The organism is Citrobacter sp. MGH100, from assembly GCF_001034465.1.
Classification (GTDB): Bacteria; Pseudomonadota; Gammaproteobacteria; order Enterobacterales; family Enterobacteriaceae; genus Citrobacter; species Citrobacter youngae.
In genome coordinates this window covers 886,369-904,324 of record NZ_KQ089800.1, presented here as the reverse complement: position 1 = coordinate 904,324, position 17,956 = coordinate 886,369, and the positions used below count along the sequence as shown (strand labels likewise).

The following is a 17,956-nucleotide window of genomic DNA, read 5'->3' as shown; positions in this document are numbered from 1 at the left end:
AGTGTTGATGAAAAATGCGTTAAACGTTGGTTTTTACCAGGGGCAGAAGCTCATCCATTTTCTTCTCGACCGCTAACTGCCCGGCAGCAATTGCAGCACTGGCGCGATGGAAATCCAGCGTAGATATTTGCGGACAAAACGGCTGAATCAGAATATCAGGTGGATCTCCAGCCATACGGTTGCGCTTGAGACGGTTTTCCAGAACCTGAATCGAGGTCGTCATGATCTCCATCGCCGTAGGTGCCGTGACTGCACGCCGGGCCGTAATGTTGCTCAAACGTTCTTTCAGGCGGGCATGCCATGACAGCTCATCATCATCGTTCGATTCGGTTTCACTATTGACGTTGAAGGAGAGCAGATCCTGTTGCATCAGGTGCGCATCATGTTGCAGGTCGACTGCAATAACGATATCGGCCCCCAACGCACGCGTCAGGGAGACGGGTACAGGGTTCACCACCGCGCCATCAACCAGCCAATAACCATTATGTGCCACAGGTGACATCAGGCCAGGAATACTGCAGGAGGCACGGACGGCAAGATGCAAATCACCTTCGGTAAACCAGAGTTCACGGCCCGTACTTAGATTGGTTGCGACAGTAGCAAAACGACGTGAACATTGTTCGATAGATTCTACCGGCATGACATTCCGATACTGATTGAATACCCGTTCGCCGCGCAATAATCCGCCCCTGCGCCACGAGAGATCCATGAGGCGTAAAACATCCCAGTAACTGAAGGAGCAAACCCACTGTTCAAGCGCGGGGAGTTTGTTACATGCGTAGGCGGCTCCGACCAGTGAGCCAATGGAACACCCTGCCACAATATCAATATCAATGCCCATGTGTTTCAGGGCTTTGATCACACCAATATGCGACCAGCCGCGTGCTGCGCCGGAACCTAGCGCCAGCCCAATTTTTATTTTTCTCATTATACCTACAGACTTCCCCTGGCTTGCAGACGTAGCAACATCGCCACGGCTCAGTTAACATAGTGCCACCCTGGCGTTTTTACGCCGTTTTTTTATTCCAGGGAGTACTTTGTGTCTCAGCTTTGTCCCTGTGGTAGCGCTGTCGAGTATAGCCTATGTTGCTACCGTTATGTGTCCGGTGCACAAGTAGCACCTACGCCGTCACATCTCATGCATTCTCGTTACTGTGCTTTTGTGATGAAAGACGCAGATTACCTCATCAAAACCTGGCATCCAGATTGTCATGCCGCCGATTTTCGGGATGACATTATTGCAGGATTTACCCATACCGAATGGCTGGGACTGACCGTTTTTGAACAGCAGACGGCAGAAACCGACAATATCGGCTATGTCAGTTTTGTCGCACGGTTTTCTGAACAGGGAAAAACAGGCGCAATTATCGAACGCTCTCGTTTTTTAAAAGAAAACGGTCAGTGGTACTATATCGATGGTACACGCCCGCAAATTGGACGAAACGATACCTGCCCTTGTGGCTCCGGTAAAAAATTTAAAAAGTGCTGCGGCTAATCAACGCCCGACAGTATCAATTATGCAAACATTCTCAACAGGATCTCCGCTGCAAATGCATTCATTACAACGAAAAGTGCTGCGTACAATTTGCCCGGACCAAAAAGGTCTGATCGCGCGCATTACTAACATCTGTTACAAGCACGAACTGAACATCGTGCAAAACAATGAGTTCGTGGACCACCGTACCGGGCGTTTTTTCATGCGCACCGAGCTGGAAGGCATTTTTAACGATGTCACACTGCTGACCGATCTGGACAGCGCGCTACCAGAAGGTTCCATTCGCGAGCTTACGCCTGCGGGACGGCGCCGCATCGTTATTTTAGTCACCAAAGAAGCCCACTGTTTGGGCGATCTGTTAATGAAGGCCAATTACGGCGGACTGGATGTTGAAATTGCTGCGGTTATCGGCAACCACGACACGCTACGTTCCCTGGTTGAGCGTTTTGATATTCCTTTTGAGCTGGTCAGCCACGAAGGATTAACGCGTGACGAACATGACCAGAAAATGGCCGATGCTATCGACGCACATCAGCCAGACTATGTCGTGCTGGCAAAATATATGCGTGTCCTGACGCCGACATTTGTTTCTCGCTTCCCGAATAAGATTATCAATATCCACCACTCATTCCTGCCAGCGTTTATTGGTGCTCGCCCGTACCATCAGGCCTATGACCGCGGTGTGAAGATCATCGGTGCGACGGCGCATTATGTGAATGATAACCTCGATGAAGGTCCGATCATCATGCAGGACGTGATTCATGTGGATCATACCTATACCGCAGAGGATATGATGCGTGCCGGTCGTGACGTTGAAAAAAACGTATTAAGCCGCGCGCTGTATCAGGTTCTCGCGCAGCGTGTCTTTGTTTACGGTAACCGAACGATTATTCTGTAATCGATTGATAATTTTATTGCTTACCTTTACATCTTTACGCGTAAAAATCAGGCAACCAGTTCTTTTTTATCAACGGAATGCTTTACAGGGGCGCATCATTTGATATGATGCGCCCCGCTTCCAAAGGAAGCAGGCCAGTAACATAGCATTACCCCGTGGTGGGGTTCCCGAGCGGCCAAAGGGAGCAGACTGTAAATCTGCCGTCATCGACTTCGAAGGTTCGAATCCTTCCCCCACCACCATTATTCACTACAGTGATGTAGTAACCCCAATAAGCTATGCTGAAGTTTGCACTTACTGGGAAGGGTGAGAATCTTCGATTAAGGTTCGACTCGAGCGAAAGCGAGAGAACGTTGCCAGCGGCAACGGCCCGAAGGGTGAGGAGCGAAGCGACGAATAATCCTTCCCCCACCACCATCCTCAAGCTTTACCTACAATTTGAATTGCCCCTGGTGGGGTTCCCGAGCGGCCAAAGGGAGCAGACTGTAAATCTGCCGTCATCGACTTCGAAGGTTCGAATCCTTCCCCCACCACCATCATCTCCTGTAAGACTTCACTAAATCATATCTCAATGCCTTATATTCTACCCAGCCGGGAAGGATGAGAAGCTTCGACTAAGGTTCGATTCGAGCGTAGCGAGAAAGCGTTGCCGCAGGCAACGACCCGAAGGGCGAAGCGCACAGCGCTGAGTCATCCTTCCCCCACCACCATCACTTCATATAGCACCAACACCAAGTCCATCTGCAATACCCCATATTCTGCCCTCAATACGTGCCAGCAATTTGCCTGAGGCGCTACGCTTATCAGGCCTACAGAGAACTGACGTCTGCGTAGGCTGGATAAGGCGGTTACGCCGCCATCCGGCGTGCAGAATACAAAAAACCCCGCCGTAGCGGGGTTTGGTGCGTTACAACGCGAAATTAATGACGGGCGCGCACAATCTGATATTTACGTGTCAGATACTCGACTGGCACGCTCCAGATATGTACCAGACGCGAGAATGGGAACAACAGGAACAGCGTCATACCCAGCACAAGGTGCACACGGAAAATAAATGCGACGCCATCCAGATACTGAGACGCTCCGCCATGGAAGGTCACCACTGATTGTGCCCAGTTCACCAACTTCATCATTTCGCTACCGTCCATATGCTGAGCCGAGAACGGAATGGTCAGCAGGCCCAGTGCACACTGGATAACCAGAACAGACAACACCAGAATGTCGGCTCCCGTGGTCGTTGCACGCACGCGTGGACTAAACAGACGACGTTTCAGCAGCAGCACGCCCCCCACCAGGCACATCACACCACTGGCACCACCGGCAAACATTGCCATCTTTTGCTTCACTTCAAGCGGTAACCACGCTTCGTACATCCAGTGTGGCGTCAGCATCCCCAGGAAATGGCCCGCGAAGATGCCAAGGATCCCAATGTGAAACAGGTTTGACGCAAGGTTCATCCCTTTGCGATCCAGCATCTGGCTGGAAGCCGCACGCCAGGTATACTGACCGTAGTCGTAACGTAACCAGCTGCCAATCAGAAAGACAGAACCCGCAATATACGGATAGATGTCAAAGAAGAACGTATTCAGGAAGTGCATTAGTTCTGTCCTCCGGTGGTGATGTTCAGGTACTGCGGCGCAACGGCCCCTGCAAAACGACGCTGGTGAGCAGAAATTTCAGACTCACCACATCCCTGGTCGGCAAAGAATTTCACCTGCTCTTCTTCCCAAACAGCATCCAGTGCCTGCGGCGTGTCGTCACGAACTTCATCCGCAATTTTTTCGGCCACTTTGTCACCGTCGATAGCGGTATTCGCCAGTTTTAACAGCAGATCGAACAGCACCGCGTAACGGCTTTCGCGCTGTTGCAGACGCGCACTGAGCAGCGCCAGAATCGGGGCGATATCCTGCAAGCCACCTAACGCTTCGCTTTTTGGCAACTGTGCGAGGTACTCCAGATACAGCGGTAAGTGATCGGGCAATTCGCGGCTATCGAGTTGTAGCCCGTGCTGCTCATACTGCGCCATCAGGTCAACCATCGCCTGTCCACGATCGCGGGATTCACCGTGAACATGTTCAAACAGCAGTAGCGAAGTCGCACGACCACGGTCGAACAGTTCGCTATAGCTTGCCTGTGCATCCAGCATGTCCTGCGCAGTTAAATCGCGCAGGAAAACGCCCAGAGTCTGGGCATCCTCTTTGTCCAGGTTTTCAGATGACGCGAGTGCATCGAAAAGTTCCTGCTGATGCTGCCACAAGGCAGCATCCGGGTACTCGAGCAGACGCGAAACAATGACGAGTTCAATCATTGGTGCGGCTCCGTTTTGCTGGTCACATCGACAGCATCGATGCGGCGACTGTTGAACAGATTGAATTTAGTATCAGAACCGTGGCAACCATCACCGAAGGTGAAACCACAACCGCTCTTCTCCGGGAATGCTTCACGCGCCAGTTCGCGATGGCTGCTCGGGATCACAAAACGATCTTCATAGTTAGCAATCGCCAGGTAACGATACATCTCTTGTGCCTGAGCTTCGGTCAACCCGACTTCTTCCAGCGCGCGGGTATCAACTTTACCGTCTACGGTTTCTGCGCGTTTGTAGTGACGCATCGCCAGCATACGTTTCAACGCCCGCAGTACCGGCTGGGTATCACCCGCTGTCAGCAGGTTCGCCAGGTACTGAACCGGGATACGCAGGCTGTCCACGTCTGGCAGAATACCGTTGCTACCCAGTTCACCCGCGTCAGCAGCGGACTGAATCGGAGATAAAGGTGGCACATACCAGACCATCGGCAACGTGCGGTATTCCGGATGCAGCGGCAGCGCCAGCTTCCAGTCCATCGCCATTTTGTATACCGGAGACTGCTGGGCCGCGTCGATTACACTCAGCGGAATGCCATCTTTCAGTGCCTGTTCAATCACCGCTGGATCGTTTGGATCGAGGAATACGTCCAGCTGACTCTGATACAGATCTTTCTCGTTCTCGGTGCTTGCCGCGCTTTCAATCGCATCTGCGTCATACAGCAGCACGCCGAGATAACGAATACGACCTACGCAGGTTTCAGAGCAAACTGTCGGCTGACCGGCTTCGATACGCGGATAGCAGAAAATGCACTTCTCAGATTTCCCGCTCTTCCAGTTGAAGTAGATCTTCTTATACGGGCAACCGGTGATACACATACGCCAGCCACGGCACTTGTCCTGGTCAATCAGCACGATGCCATCTTCTTCACGTTTGTAGATGGCGCCACTTGGGCAGGTCGCCACGCACGCCGGGTTCAGGCAGTGCTCGCACAGACGGGGCAGATACATCATGAAGGTGTTTTCGAACTGGCCGTACATCGCCTTCTGTATATTTTCGAAGTTCTGGTCTTTCGCCAGTTTCTCGAACTCGCCGCCCAGGTCATCTTCCCAGTTCGGACCTTTGGTGATTTTGTCCATACGCTTACCGGTAATCAGCGAGCGCGGACGGGCGATCGGCTGCGCCTTGCTATCAGCAGGTGCGTTGTGCAGCGTCTGGTAGTCGAAATCAAAAGGCTCGTAGTAATCATCAATGCCCGGCAGATGCGGGTTAGCAAAGATTTTACCCAGCAGCAGCGCTTTGTTACCCATGCGCGGCACCAGCTTGCCGTTGATTTTACGGATCCAACCGCCCTTCCATTTTTCCTGGTTTTCCCAGTCAGTCGGGAACCCCGTACCTGGCTTCGTTTCAACGTTATTGAACCAGGCATATTCGGCACCTTCACGGCTGGTCCAGACGTTTTTGCAGGTTACTGAACAGGTGTGGCAACCGATGCACTTATCGAGATTCAGCACCATGCCGACTTGTGAACGAATTTTCATTTTACGCTCTCCTGTACCTGGTCATTGCCTTCACCATCCAACCAGTCAATGTTCTTCATCTTACGTACCACAACGAACTCATCACGGTTCGACCCTACGGTGCCGTAGTAGTTAAAGCCGTAGGCCAGATGTGCATAGCCGCCGATCATGTGGGTCGGTTTCGGCGTAATACGCGTTACCGAGTTATGGATCCCGCCACGCTGCTGGGTAATTTCTGAACCTGGCAGGTTCACAATACGTTCCTGCGCGTGGTACATCATGGTCATCCCGGCCGGTACACGCTGGCTGACAACGGCACGGGCGGTTAAGGCACCGTTGCTGTTGAAAACTTCGATCCAGTCGTTATCTTCGATACCCAGTTCTTTCGCATCAACTTCACTCATCCACACGATCGGACCACCGCGTCCCAGCGTCAGCATCAGCAAGTTGTCGCTGTAGGTGGAGTGGATACCCCATTTCTGGTGCGGCGTCAGGAAGTTAAGTGCTTTTTCCGGATTACCATTAGACTTCTCGCCCATCACCTCTTTCACCGAACGGGTGTCGATTGGCGGACGATAAACCAGCAGGCTTTCACCGAAGTCGCGCATCCACTGATGATCCTGATACAACTGCTGGCGACCAGAAAGCGTGCGCCAAGGGATCAGCTCGTGAACGTTGGTATAACCGGCGTTATAAGACACATGTTCATCTTCCAGACCTGACCAGGTCGGGCTGGAGATAATTTTGCGCGGCTGCGCCTGAATATCACGGAAGCGAATCTTCTCATCTTCTTTGTTCAGCGCCAGATGCGTATGGTCACGTCCGGTAAATTCACTCAGCGCTTCCCAGGCTTTCACGGCAACCTGACCATTTGTTTCCGGTGCCAGGGTGAGGATCATCTCAGCGGCATCAATAGCCGTGTTTAGACAAGGCTGTCCTTTCGCCGGGCCTTCCGCCTTGGTGTAATTGAGCTTACGCAGCAAGTCCATTTCACTCTGGGTGTTCCAGGCAATCCCTTTACCACCGTTACCGATTTTTTCCATCAACGGACCGATAGAGGTGAAGCGCTCGTAAGTTGCCGGGTAATCACGCTCAACGGTCATGATGTGCGGCGCGGTAACACCCGGAATCAGGTCGCATTCGCCTTTTTTCCAGTCCTTCACGTCTAACGGCTGCGCCAGTTCGGCGGCAGAGTCGTGCTGGATTGGCAGCGTCACCACGTCGGTTTCTTTCCCGAGGTGGCCTACGCAGACTTCAGAGAATTTCTTCGCGATGCCTTTGTAGATTTCCCAGTCGCTTTTCGACTCCCAGGCTGGATCAACAGCGGCAGACAGCGGATGAATAAACGGATGCATATCCGAAGTATTCATATCGTCTTTCTCGTACCAGGTTGCGGTAGGCAGCACGATGTCGGAGTACAGACAGGTGCTCGACAGACGGAAGTCCAGCGTCACCACCAGATCCAGTTTGCCGTCCAGCCCGTTGTCCTGCCATTCCACTTCTTCTGGCTTCACGCCGCCCTGTTTACCCAAATCCAGCCCCTGAATACCGTGCTCGGTACCCAGCAGGTACTTCAGCATGTATTCATGACCTTTACCGGAAGAACCGAGCAGGTTAGAACGCCAAATAAACAGGTTACGCGGATGGTTTTTACCGTTTTCTGGTTGTTCTGCCGCAAAGCGAATAGAACCTTCTTTCAGAGATTTAACGGTGTAATCGACGGGTGTCATCCCAGCTTTTTCCGCCTCACGCGCAATGTACAGCGGGTTAGTACCCAACTGCGGTGCGGACGGCAACCAGCCCATACGCTCGGCGCGTACGTTAAAGTCAATCAAATGACCGCTGTAGCGGGATTTATCCGCCAGCGGAGACAGCAGTTCCTGCGCGGTGACCGTCTCATAGCGCCACTGGCTGGAGTGGTTATAGAAATAGGACGTACTGTTCATGTGACGCGCCGGACGCTGCCAGTCAAGGGCAAACGCCAGCGGCTGCCAACCGGTCTGCGGACGCAGTTTTTCCTGGCCCACATAGTGGGCCCAGCCGCCACCGCTCTGACCAACGCAGCCGCAGAAAATCAGCATGTTGATCAGGCCGCGATAGTTCATATCGAGGTGGTACCAGTGGTTCAGACCCGCACCGACGACAATCATCGAACGACCGTGCGTCTTATCGGCATTATCTGCAAATTCACGGGCGATGCGCACGATTTGAGAACGTGAAACACCGGTGATTTTTTCTGCCCACGCCGGGGTATACGCTTTGATATCGTCGTAGCTGGAGGCGCAGTTTTCATCGTTCAGACCGCGTTCCAGACCGTAGTTGGCCATGGTCAGATCGTAAACGGTGGTCACCAGAGCCGTAGAGCCATCGGCCAGTTGCAGTCGTTTCACCGGCAGTTTATGCAGCAGAACGTTTTCCAGTTCGACTTTATTGAAGTGTTCAGTTCCTTCGCCACCGAAGTACGGGAAACCGACTTCAGCGATGTCATCCTGACTACCCAGCAGGCTCAGTTGCAGTTCGGTTTCGGCACCAGACGTACCGTCACGCTGCTCCAGGTTCCATTTGCCTTTTTCACCCCAGCGGAAGCCAATTGAACCGTTTGGCGCAACCATTTCGCCGTTGCTGTTAATCGCGACAGTTTTCCATTCCGGGTTGTTTTCCTGGCCCAGAGAATCGACCAAATCTGCCGCACGCAGCATACGCCCAGCGGCATAGTAACCGTCACGCTCTTCAAGCATGACCAACATTGGCATGTCGGTGTAACGGCGCACGTAATCGGTAAAGTACTGGCTTGGGTTGTCGAGATGGAACTCACGCAGCATAACGTGGCCCATCGCCAGCGCCATCGCCGCATCGGTCCCCTGCTTCGGTGCCAGCCACAGGTCGCAAAGCTTGGCGATTTCTGCGTAGTCCGGCGTAATCGCGACAGTTTTGGTACCTTTGTAGCGAACTTCTGTGAAGAAGTGCGCATCCGGGGTACGGGTCTGCGGTACGTTAGAACCCCAGGCGATGATGTAACTGGAGTTGTACCAGTCAGCAGATTCAGGTACGTCTGTCTGCTCACCCCAGGTCTGCGGAGACGCAGGCGGTAAGTCGCAATACCAGTCGTAGAAGCTCAGGCAAGTACCGCCGATCAGCGACAGGTAGCGCGCGCCAGAAGCATAAGAAACCATCGACATTGCCGGGATCGGTGAGAAACCAGCAACGCGGTCAGGACCATAGGTTTTCACGGTATAGACGTTAGATGCCGCAATCAGTTCGTTTACTTCCTGCCAGGAAGAACGGACAAACCCGCCACGACCACGCGCTTGTTTGAAGCTTTTTGCTTTATCGGCGTCTTCGATGATGGAGGCCCAGGCGTCAACGGGATCGCTGTGCAGTCTTTTCGCTTCACGCCACATCTTCATCAGACGTTTGCGCATCAGCGGATATTTGAGGCGATTTGCGCTGTAGAGATACCAGGAATAGCTCGCGCCACGCGGGCAGCCGCGAGGTTCGTGGTTTGGCAGATCAGGACGAGTACGCGGGTAGTCAGTTTGCTGGGTTTCCCAGGTTACCAGACCATTTTTCACGTAGATTTTCCAGCTGCATGAGCCGGTGCAGTTTACGCCGTGGGTTGAACGCACGACTTTGTCATGCTGCCAACGCTGGCGGTATCCATCCTCCCAGTCCCTGTTGGTGTTGAGAAGCTGGCCGTGCCCATCGGCAAAGGTTTCGCCCTTCTGTTTGAAGTAGCGAAACCGGTCCAGGAATTTACTCATCGGTTTTCTCCTGTAGGAGCCTGACGGCTCTCTGATAAATCGACATTGCTTGATTGGGGGTGAAGGTAACGCTCTGAAAGGGCGTGATAATTGATAACGATCAAGGCAGGCAGGGATGAAAAATGAGGGTTGGTTTTTACATACCCCCAAAGTGGGATATTGATATTTAACGTAATGAATTGAATTTAAAGGATTTTAAATAATTCACTTATCATGCAAATGTTAAATTCTTTATAAGTGGGTATTAAGGGGTATCCCCCCTGCTTAGCATATTGCGTACGCCGTTCTCACAGGCTGTTGTCATGCCACAATACAAAAGTATGTTGTAACTAATCACAGGCAAAAAAAAGCGCGGTCTAACACCGCGCAATGGATAATCAACCTACACTTCATCCTTCAAACTGCTTCTGCGTTGGCTGCGCTCGTTCTCCCCAGTCACTTACTTCAGTAAGCTCCTGGGGATTTCTCACTTGCCGCCTTGATGCAGTTAGAATGATTTTGTGTATACCTCTTTTTTACTTTTTAGAATGACGTCCGTATACCACCCAGGTGATGACCACGCAGGCGACATAGAAGATCAGAAATACTTTCATCGCACCGACCGGAGAACCGGTTAATGCCAGGGACGTACCAAATGCTTTCGGGATAAAGAAGCCGCCGATCGCACCAATAGCAGAGATAAAGCCCAACGCTGCCGCCGTATCGGTTGCCGCCTCGCGCATCGCTTTCTCTTCTGAACCGCCTTCAGCTTTCACTCTGTCCATCGTCAGCTTACGGAAGATGACAGAGATCATCTGGAAGGTTGAACCACTCCCCAGCCCGGCCGTCAGGAACAGCGCCAGGAACACGGCGAAGAAGGCAATGAAGTTGCCGCCGACACCGTTTGATGGCAGCGTCAGGAACAATAAGGCACTGAAAATAGCCATCAGCACGAAGTTCACCAGCGTGACGCGGGTCCCGCCCAGACGGTCAGAGATTGCGCCGCCCGCAGAACGCGCCAAAGCGCCAATGAACGGACCAAAGAAGGCATAATGCAGGATCTGCACTTCCGGGAACTGCGTTTTTGACAGCATCGCAAACCCCGCTGAGAAACCGATAAAGGAACCGAAAGTCGCCAGATACAGCAGGCTCATAATCCACAAATGCCCGCGTTTCAGCACCGGCAATTGCTCTTTTAACGACGCTTTCGACGTTGCCAGTTCGTTCATACCGAACCATGCGGCCAGCGTGAAAATAGCGAGGAACGGCACCCAAATCCATGCGGCGTTTGCCAGATACAACTGCGAGCCATCCGGTTGTTCAACGCCGTGGCTGCCAAAAGCGGCGAAGATGGACAGTGAGACCACCAGCGGCGCAACCAACTGCATCACGCTGACGCCCATGTTGCCCAGGCCGCCGTTCAACCCCAGCGCGCCGCCCTGCTTCTGTTTTGGAAAGAAGAAGCTGATATTTGCCATGCTGGAAGCAAAGTTCGCACCGGCAAAACCGCACAGCAGGGAGATAATAATAAAGGTACTGAACGGCGTGGTGGTATCCTGCACAGCAAAGCCTAACCACACGCAGGGGATTATCAGGATACCTGTGCTGAACGCTGTCCAGCGTCGTCCACCAAACAGGGGAACCATAAAGGAGTACGGAACACGCAGCAGCGCGCCGGAAACTGAAGGCAATGCCGTCAGCATAAACAGCTGCTCAGTGGTGAAATTGAATCCCACTTTCGGTAAGTTCACCGCCACTGCGCTAAATAACATCCATACGCAAAACGCCAGCAGCAGACAAGGGACTGAAATCCACAGGTTACGGCTGGCAACTCGTTGACCACGCTGTTCCCAGAAGGCGGGATCTTCCGGCCGCCATTCCGTGATTACAGCTCCAGATGCCCTTTCCGGGGCAGATGAGTGACTCATAGACACCTCTGATACTTGTTTCGATGCCTGCAACATTAGGGTTTACAGCCGGGGGTAAGTTGATATAAATCAAAGGAAAAGGTGTCATTATTAACGCCTAAAATTTATCATTACCCTAAATGAGTACATAACTTCGGTAAAAAAGATGTGGTTTTTCACGCTTCTGTCGCACCCTACTCCCCGACGTCCGGGATCTCTCCCCCTGCCGGCAATTAAGGGGTAGCCCGTTTGAGGTATGGGTATACTCCAGTGTATCGCTGAGAATAGCGGCACTGCCTGCAGCAGAATCGTCATTCAATAAGGTTTTCTGCTCACTGAGAACCCGAAGGAAGAAGTCACATGTTTAAACGTTGTCTTTCCCCGCTTACGCTGGTTAACCAGGTGGCGCTGATTGTTTTGCTGTCTACCGCGCTTGGCGTGGCGGGTATGGCTGTCTCCGGCTGGCTGGTTCAAGGCATTCAGGGTAGCGCTCACGCGATCAATAAAGCCGGCTCGCTACGCATGCAGAGCTACCGTTTGCTGGCTGCCGTACCGCTGGACGCCAGCGATCAACCGCTGCTGGATGAAATGGAACAAACGGCGTTTAGCCCTGAACTGACTCGTGCCGCGCAGCGCGACGGCCAGCAGATCCAGTTAAAGGCATTACAGGATTACTGGCACACCGAACTGGCACCTGGGCTTAAACATGCACAAACGGGGGATGCGGTCGCCGACGACGTTTCACGCTTTGTGACCGGACTGGATAAGTTGGTTACCGCCTTTGACCATACCACGGAGTTGCGTATTGAACGCGTCGTTATGCTGCATCGCCTGATGGCAGTATTTATGGCTCTGCTGCTGGTCTTTACGATTATCTGGCTGCGCGTGCGTCTGTTGCAGCCGTGGAAACAACTGCTGGCGATGGCCCGCGCCGTCAGCCAGCGTGATTTTACGCAACGAGCGCATATCAGCGGACGTAATGAGATGGCAGCACTGGGTTCGGCGCTGAACAATATGTCCGAAGAACTGGCCGAAAGTTATGCCGTACTGGAACAGCGGGTGCAGGAAAAAACCGCGGGTCTGGAACATAAAAACCAGATCCTCTCTTTCCTGTGGCAAGCCAACCGCCGTCTGCACTCACAGATACCGTTGTGTGAGCGGCTTTCACCGGTACTCAACGGGTTGCAAAATTTAACGCTGCTGCACGATATTGAGTTGCGCGTTTATGACCTGGAAGATGAAGATAATCATCAGGAATTTACCTGCCAGTCGAGTGCCAGTTGCGATGAAAAAGGTTGTCATCTGTGTCCACGAGGCACACTGCCCGCCATTGATGGTGGCACTACGCTGAAATGGCGGCTGACCGATGCGCATACCCAGTACGGTATTCTGCTCGCCACCTTGCCGTACGGGCGTCATCTCAGTCACGATCAGCAGCAACTGGTCGATACTCTGGTTGAACAACTCACCGCAACACTGGCGCTGGACAGACACCAGGAACGTCAGCAGCAGTTGATCGTGATGGAAGAGCGTGCCACCATTGCTCGCGAACTCCATGATTCTATTGCACAATCGCTCTCCTGTATGAAGATGCAGGTCAGTTGTTTGCAGATGCAGGGCGACGCGCTCCCGGAAAACAGTCGTGAGTTGCTAAGTCAGATTCGTAACGAGCTGAACGCCTCCTGGGCACAGCTACGTGAATTGTTGACGACCTTCCGTTTGCAGTTGACTGAGCCTGGGTTGCGGCCCGCGCTGGAAGCCAGCTGCCAGGAATACAGTGCTCGCTTTGGTTTTACGGTGAAGCTGGATTATCAGTTGCCGCCGCGCCTGGTCCCTTCACATCAGGCGATCCACCTGCTGCAGATTGCCCGTGAGGCCCTGAGTAATGCGCTTAAACACTCTCAGGCCAATGAAGTCATCGTGGCGGTGGTGCAAAATGGCAAACAGGTCAAACTGACAGTGCAAGATAACGGCTGCGGCGTACCAGAAAACGCCGAACGCAGTAACCACTACGGCATGATTATAATGCGCGACCGTGCGCAGAGCTTGCGCGGCGATTGCCGTGTACGCCGTCGCGAGACGGGCGGTACTGAAGTTGCTGTCACTTTTATTCCCGAAACAAACTTCACAGAAGTCCAAGGAGATACCCATGAGTAATCTGGAACCGGCAACCATCCTGTTGATCGACTATCATCCGATGCTGCGCACCGGTGTAAAACAGCTTGTCAGCATGGCGTCCGATATCACCGTGGTCGGCGAAGCCAGTAATGGCGAGCAGGGTATCGAGCTGGCTGAATCACTTGATCCCGATCTGATCCTTCTTGATCTCAACATGCCGGGAATGAACGGTCTGGAAACGCTTGATAAGCTACGAGAGAAATCTCTGTCCGGACGCATCGTCGTTTTCAGTGTTTCCAACCATGAAGAAGACGTCGTGACTGCCCTGAAACGCGGTGCTGACGGCTATCTGTTGAAAGACATGGAGCCAGAAGATCTACTGAAGGCGTTGCAACAGGCTGCCGCCGGTGAAATGGTACTGAGCGAAGCCTTAACCCCGGTTCTGGCCGCCAGCCTGCGCGCTAACCGTGCGACCTCCGATCGTGATGTAACTCAGTTGACGCCACGTGAACGCGATATTCTTAAGCTCATCGCCCAGGGTCTGCCTAACAAGATGATTGCTCGCCGCCTCGATATCACCGAAAGCACGGTAAAAGTGCATGTAAAGCATATGCTGAAGAAAATGAAGCTTAAATCACGCGTTGAAGCCGCGGTATGGGTGCACCAGGAACGCATTTTCTGATAACGCGCTCATGCGTCATTGTTAACGAGGATCATTTTCCGAAACGGTAATAAACGGTTCGGTCAGTGATAGCGTGATCTCATTGGAAGAGACACGCTGGCCCTGCTCATCTTCTACCACCACAGACAACCGCCAGCGGTTTGTCGCACCTTCTCTGTTGTCCCACTTCGGCATAATAATCGTCCAACCCTGCTCGCTTCGGCTATTGCTGCCCGCCGTTAAGCTCAACGCCAGAGTATCCCCCTGCCATGCCAGACGACGGATCCCATGCAAACTACGCACCTGCAGCTTCAACGCCACCGTCTCACCGGGCTTGAGATCCCAGGGCGGCGTGGCCAAAAATACCGACAGTGTTTTACGCTGGCGATACTCCAGCGTCGGCAGATTGTTACGTTGTGGATCGTCATAACGACTGCCGCGCAGCGATCGGCTGTTTGCCACCTCGCTTACCATCAGCTGTTTTTTTAGCGGCACGCCAAAACGGTAATTTAACGTTAATCCGAGGTTATTCTGACTGACGCCATTTTCACCCTGCTTATGCTGTGCTGTCACGGTGATCAGCGGCACCGGCGTATAGCTCAATCCCAGATTCACCGCCACAGGATTGTGGTACCCGGTTCCGGAATGAAACAGATCCACCCGGTCACCAAAATACTGCTCCACGCTGACGCTGGTATTGAGATGTTGATAGAACGGCATGCGCATTTGTGCGGTCAGGTCGTATCCCCTGGCCATCCGTTGTTCTTGAGTTGCAAAACGATCCTGCCAGGAGGACAACGGTTGATAGTAATTAGCAGATAAACGGAGGTATTCACCCCACGCCTCTGCCCCCACGCCTCCCCGGGGCAGATTCTCATCCAGCAGGTTGTCATAAAAGGTGTTGTAACCCAGTAACCAACCGTCACGAACCCAGCGCTGCCCAATCCCCGCATTACTGACCAGGCCTCCGTCCTGTTGCGTCAGCCCCAACTGGCTCCAGGTAAGATAGCGTTGATTATCCTGCCACGGGATAAACCAACTTCCCCGACTCCCGGTAAAGCTGCCTTCGTTATCCACCTGCAACCCGACGCTGGCCTTTCCCCAGGGAGAGAGCCAGGATTCCAGTTGCTGATTCACCTGTTCGCTGACCCTGTCGCGCACCTGGCCAAACGCGAACTGCTTCGCTTGCTCGCCAGTATCAAGGCCGTTATCGGTCATGCTGGCTTCCCCAAACGCTTTAACCATTTCGGCAAAGTGCTTTTCGCCTGCCCGCGACTCCGGCGCCATACCGAGATCGGGCAAGCCATCACTATTGTTATCGAAAGGGTTTTCCGCCTGGTGAATAAATGACGATTGCGCGCTGGCAGTACCGCCTGCCAACGGCAAGAGTGCAAATACAGTGAGAGATAAATAAATATTACGGCTCAAATCGTTAGTGGTTTCTTACATCAATTAATTAGGCATACCTAAGTTAAACCATAACGTCTTCGGCTGTTAATTGCAGCCTTTATCCCCGTTTTCGGGATTTTCCGACCCGGATAATAAGAGGTACCCACTTCTGCAATCATGCTTTCATTTCTACTTAAGCCAACAGGGAGTAACATACACACCAGGCATTATCCCTTCCATCTGATAACAGGAGTAAAAATGCAAAAGATAGTGATCGTCGCGAACGGTGCAGCCTATGGAAGCGAATCGTTATTTAACAGCCTACGTCTGGCTATCGCCTTGCGCGAGCAGGAAGGGGATCTCGACCTGCGTTTGTTTTTAATGTCGGACGCGGTAACCGCGGGATTGCGTGGTCAAAAACCCGCGGAAGGATACAATATTCAGCAAATGCTGGAGATTCTGACGGCGCAAAATGTGCCGGTCAAACTGTGCAAAACCTGCACCGATGGCCGTGGGATCACGACACTGCCGTTAATTGACGGAGTAGCCGTCGGCACGCTGGTTGAACTGGCTCAATGGACGCTGGCTGCAGATAAAGTGCTGACCTTCTGATACACCGCTTTCAGGCAAGCACACTGAAAGTGTCGATAATTTCCGGATTTAATCGTAGATGGGCGCGGTTTCGTTGAACGTTAGCACGCCCTTTCAATCCTTTTGAGGGATTTTGTCACTTTTGTTTAATCGTTATGCCATTTTTTGATCAAAATCAGCATCCCGTTGCTCCCCCTTTGGTGTTATGCAATGAGTGAAATGTGAACAACATCACGCAGCACTTTCGACAGAAAGTACGTTGTTTTCAAGAACGGGGTGAAAAATGGCATTAGTGAAGGCAAGTTTAAAGTTATTTGGTGGCGATACGGTGGTTGTGCGTTGTTCCGAGCGCTGTCACATCCATCTGATGAGCGAGAAAAATCACGTCAAAGACACGCAGTCCGACATCTTAAGCGTGCAGGATCGTGATAACGCATGGTTGACCGTGCCCTATACCGGCATCTGGAATGTGCTGATCGACAGCCACAGCCAGTCGCTAGAGCATTCAATAAGTTATATTGCAGCCTAAGCGTTAATTGCCCGAAAAGCGCCTGGCTTTCGGGCATTCAGTTCCCGGCTGGATTCAGGCAAACCCTGGCCGCATAACGCCTTCCGGCAGGTTCTCTCCCAACAATCGTTTGACCGAGATCACCAGATCGTTAAGACAATCATCCTGCATCCCCAACTTGACCAGCTCTTGTTCCAGTGAGAACAGATACTGGGCGTTGGTGCCTAAAGGTCCGCTCGCCGCAGCGATAAGCGGCGCAATCACCTGTGCGCGCGTATCTGACTCAAACAGCGGATGACGCGGATCCATAATAAAGACCAGCGCGTTCACCGTCCGACCATCATCCAGCGCCAACTGACACCAGGTTGGCAGATAACAGCCGGTGATCATTTCTCGCTTCCACAGCAGAGAAAGCTCTTGTTCCAGCGACGCGTCCGGCAAAAGGTAGGCCACACCGGTGGTGCGTCCCCCTTCTTTCAGGGCCAGCATGCGCCCTGGCTGACACGCCGTGCCTCGCCCTGCCGTCAGGCGCAGACAAAAAGCGCGGTGCCAACCCACTAACGTCCCGGTACAGGACTCATCGAACTCTAAGGCCGGGTTCCACATCAACGATCCATAACCGAAGATCCACACCGGTCCATCATCTGGTCGGCAAGCGAGCGTAGCCGCCAGTGAGGCTGCCCGTTGTTCCGCTGACCAGAGTAGTGATTCTTCAATAGCACCAAATGCCGTCTTACAGTCGGCATTCAATAAAAAATCACGCGTTAACACCTTACACCTCCGCCACTGCGGCTTCCCTGCGACAACTTTTTTGACGCCTTCCGGGC

Annotated in this window: 14 protein-coding genes, 2 tRNA genes and 2 other RNA genes; 10 read left to right on the top strand and 8 right to left on the bottom strand. The window is 52.8% G+C overall.

Annotated features, from left to right (window positions below; translation table 11 throughout):
- Positions 1 to 19 precede the first annotated feature (19 nt).
- Positions 20 to 928: a patatin-like phospholipase RssA gene (rssA, locus tag SK32_RS04270; protein WP_048211475.1), complete on the bottom strand. Its 909-nt coding sequence runs from the start codon at positions 926 to 928 to the stop codon at positions 20 to 22.
- A gap of 111 nt (positions 929 to 1,039) precedes the next feature.
- Between rssA and SK32_RS04265 the strand changes: the two genes are divergently transcribed.
- The 6 genes from SK32_RS04265 to SK32_RS24280 all read left to right on the top strand — a co-directional run bounded on the left by SK32_RS04265 (position 1,040) and on the right by SK32_RS24280 (position 3,103).
- On the top strand, positions 1,040 to 1,495 hold the full coding sequence (locus SK32_RS04265) for a YchJ family protein (RefSeq protein ID WP_048211474.1): 456 nt from the start codon (positions 1,040 to 1,042) through the stop codon (positions 1,493 to 1,495).
- A 55-nt stretch (positions 1,496 to 1,550) separates the two neighbouring features.
- Positions 1,551 to 2,393, top strand: coding sequence for a formyltetrahydrofolate deformylase (purU, locus tag SK32_RS04260; RefSeq protein ID WP_048211473.1), 843 nt, complete (start codon positions 1,551 to 1,553; stop codon positions 2,391 to 2,393).
- A 157-nt stretch (positions 2,394 to 2,550) separates the two neighbouring features.
- Positions 2,551 to 2,635 (top strand) — tRNA-Tyr (locus tag SK32_RS04255).
- Positions 2,636 to 2,678: 43 nt separating this feature from the next.
- Positions 2,679 to 2,810: non-coding RNA, RtT sRNA (locus SK32_RS24285), on the top strand.
- Between the two features lie 34 nt (positions 2,811 to 2,844).
- Positions 2,845 to 2,929 (top strand) — tRNA-Tyr (locus SK32_RS04250).
- A 43-nt stretch (positions 2,930 to 2,972) separates the two neighbouring features.
- A non-coding RNA gene (locus tag SK32_RS24280) (RtT sRNA) lies at positions 2,973 to 3,103 on the top strand.
- A gap of 210 nt (positions 3,104 to 3,313) precedes the next feature.
- On the opposite strand, the gene narI is transcribed toward SK32_RS24280, so the two are convergent.
- From narI to SK32_RS04225, 5 genes are all read right to left on the bottom strand, one after another.
- Positions 3,314 to 3,991 (bottom strand): respiratory nitrate reductase subunit gamma, encoded by a 678-nt coding sequence (gene narI, locus SK32_RS04245; RefSeq protein WP_048211472.1) that lies wholly within the window; start codon positions 3,989 to 3,991, stop codon positions 3,314 to 3,316.
- On the bottom strand, positions 3,991 to 4,701 hold the full coding sequence (narJ, locus tag SK32_RS04240; RefSeq protein ID WP_048211471.1) for a nitrate reductase molybdenum cofactor assembly chaperone: 711 nt from the start codon (positions 4,699 to 4,701) through the stop codon (positions 3,991 to 3,993). The genes narI and narJ overlap by 1 nt, the downstream gene beginning before the upstream one ends.
- Positions 4,698 to 6,236: a nitrate reductase subunit beta gene (narH, locus tag SK32_RS04235; RefSeq protein WP_048211470.1), complete on the bottom strand. Its 1,539-nt coding sequence runs from the start codon at positions 6,234 to 6,236 to the stop codon at positions 4,698 to 4,700. The genes narJ and narH overlap by 4 nt, the downstream gene beginning before the upstream one ends.
- A complete protein-coding gene (locus SK32_RS04230; RefSeq protein WP_048211469.1) occupies positions 6,233 to 9,976 on the bottom strand; it encodes a nitrate reductase subunit alpha in 3,744 nt (1,247 codons plus the stop codon). The genes narH and SK32_RS04230 overlap by 4 nt, the downstream gene beginning before the upstream one ends.
- Before the next feature lie 515 nt (positions 9,977 to 10,491).
- Positions 10,492 to 11,883, bottom strand: a complete 1,392-nt coding sequence (locus SK32_RS04225; protein ID WP_048211468.1) for a NarK family nitrate/nitrite MFS transporter — start codon at positions 11,881 to 11,883, stop codon at positions 10,492 to 10,494.
- Between the two features lie 339 nt (positions 11,884 to 12,222).
- Here SK32_RS04225 and narX point away from each other — a divergent pair, with 339 nt between their 5' ends.
- Complete coding sequence (gene narX / locus SK32_RS04220; protein WP_048211467.1) at positions 12,223 to 14,019, top strand: nitrate/nitrite two-component system sensor histidine kinase NarX; 1,797 nt, start codon at positions 12,223 to 12,225, stop codon at positions 14,017 to 14,019.
- Positions 14,012 to 14,662, top strand: a complete 651-nt coding sequence (narL, locus tag SK32_RS04215) for a two-component system response regulator NarL (RefSeq protein WP_048211466.1) — start codon at positions 14,012 to 14,014, stop codon at positions 14,660 to 14,662. Before narX ends, narL begins: the two co-directional genes overlap by 8 nt.
- Positions 14,663 to 14,683: 21 nt before the next feature.
- Here the strand turns inward: narL and SK32_RS04210 are convergent, their stop codons facing one another.
- On the bottom strand, positions 14,684 to 16,069 hold the full coding sequence (locus SK32_RS04210) for a YchO/YchP family invasin (RefSeq protein WP_048211465.1): 1,386 nt from the start codon (positions 16,067 to 16,069) through the stop codon (positions 14,684 to 14,686).
- A gap of 219 nt (positions 16,070 to 16,288) precedes the next feature.
- On the opposite strand from SK32_RS04210, the gene SK32_RS04205 reads away from it, so the two are divergent.
- Both SK32_RS04205 and SK32_RS04200 read left to right on the top strand, forming a co-directional pair.
- A complete protein-coding gene (locus tag SK32_RS04205; RefSeq protein WP_003020761.1) occupies positions 16,289 to 16,642 on the top strand; it encodes a DsrE/DsrF/TusD sulfur relay family protein in 354 nt (117 codons plus the stop codon).
- A gap of 262 nt (positions 16,643 to 16,904) precedes the next feature.
- Complete coding sequence (locus SK32_RS04200) at positions 16,905 to 17,150, top strand: DUF1883 domain-containing protein (protein ID WP_003020763.1); 246 nt, start codon at positions 16,905 to 16,907, stop codon at positions 17,148 to 17,150.
- 54 nt (positions 17,151 to 17,204) lie between these two features.
- Here SK32_RS04200 and SK32_RS04195 read toward each other — a convergent pair whose 3' ends face one another.
- Complete coding sequence (locus tag SK32_RS04195; protein WP_048211464.1) at positions 17,205 to 17,900, bottom strand: gamma-glutamylcyclotransferase; 696 nt, start codon at positions 17,898 to 17,900, stop codon at positions 17,205 to 17,207.
- Positions 17,901 to 17,956 lie beyond the last annotated feature (56 nt).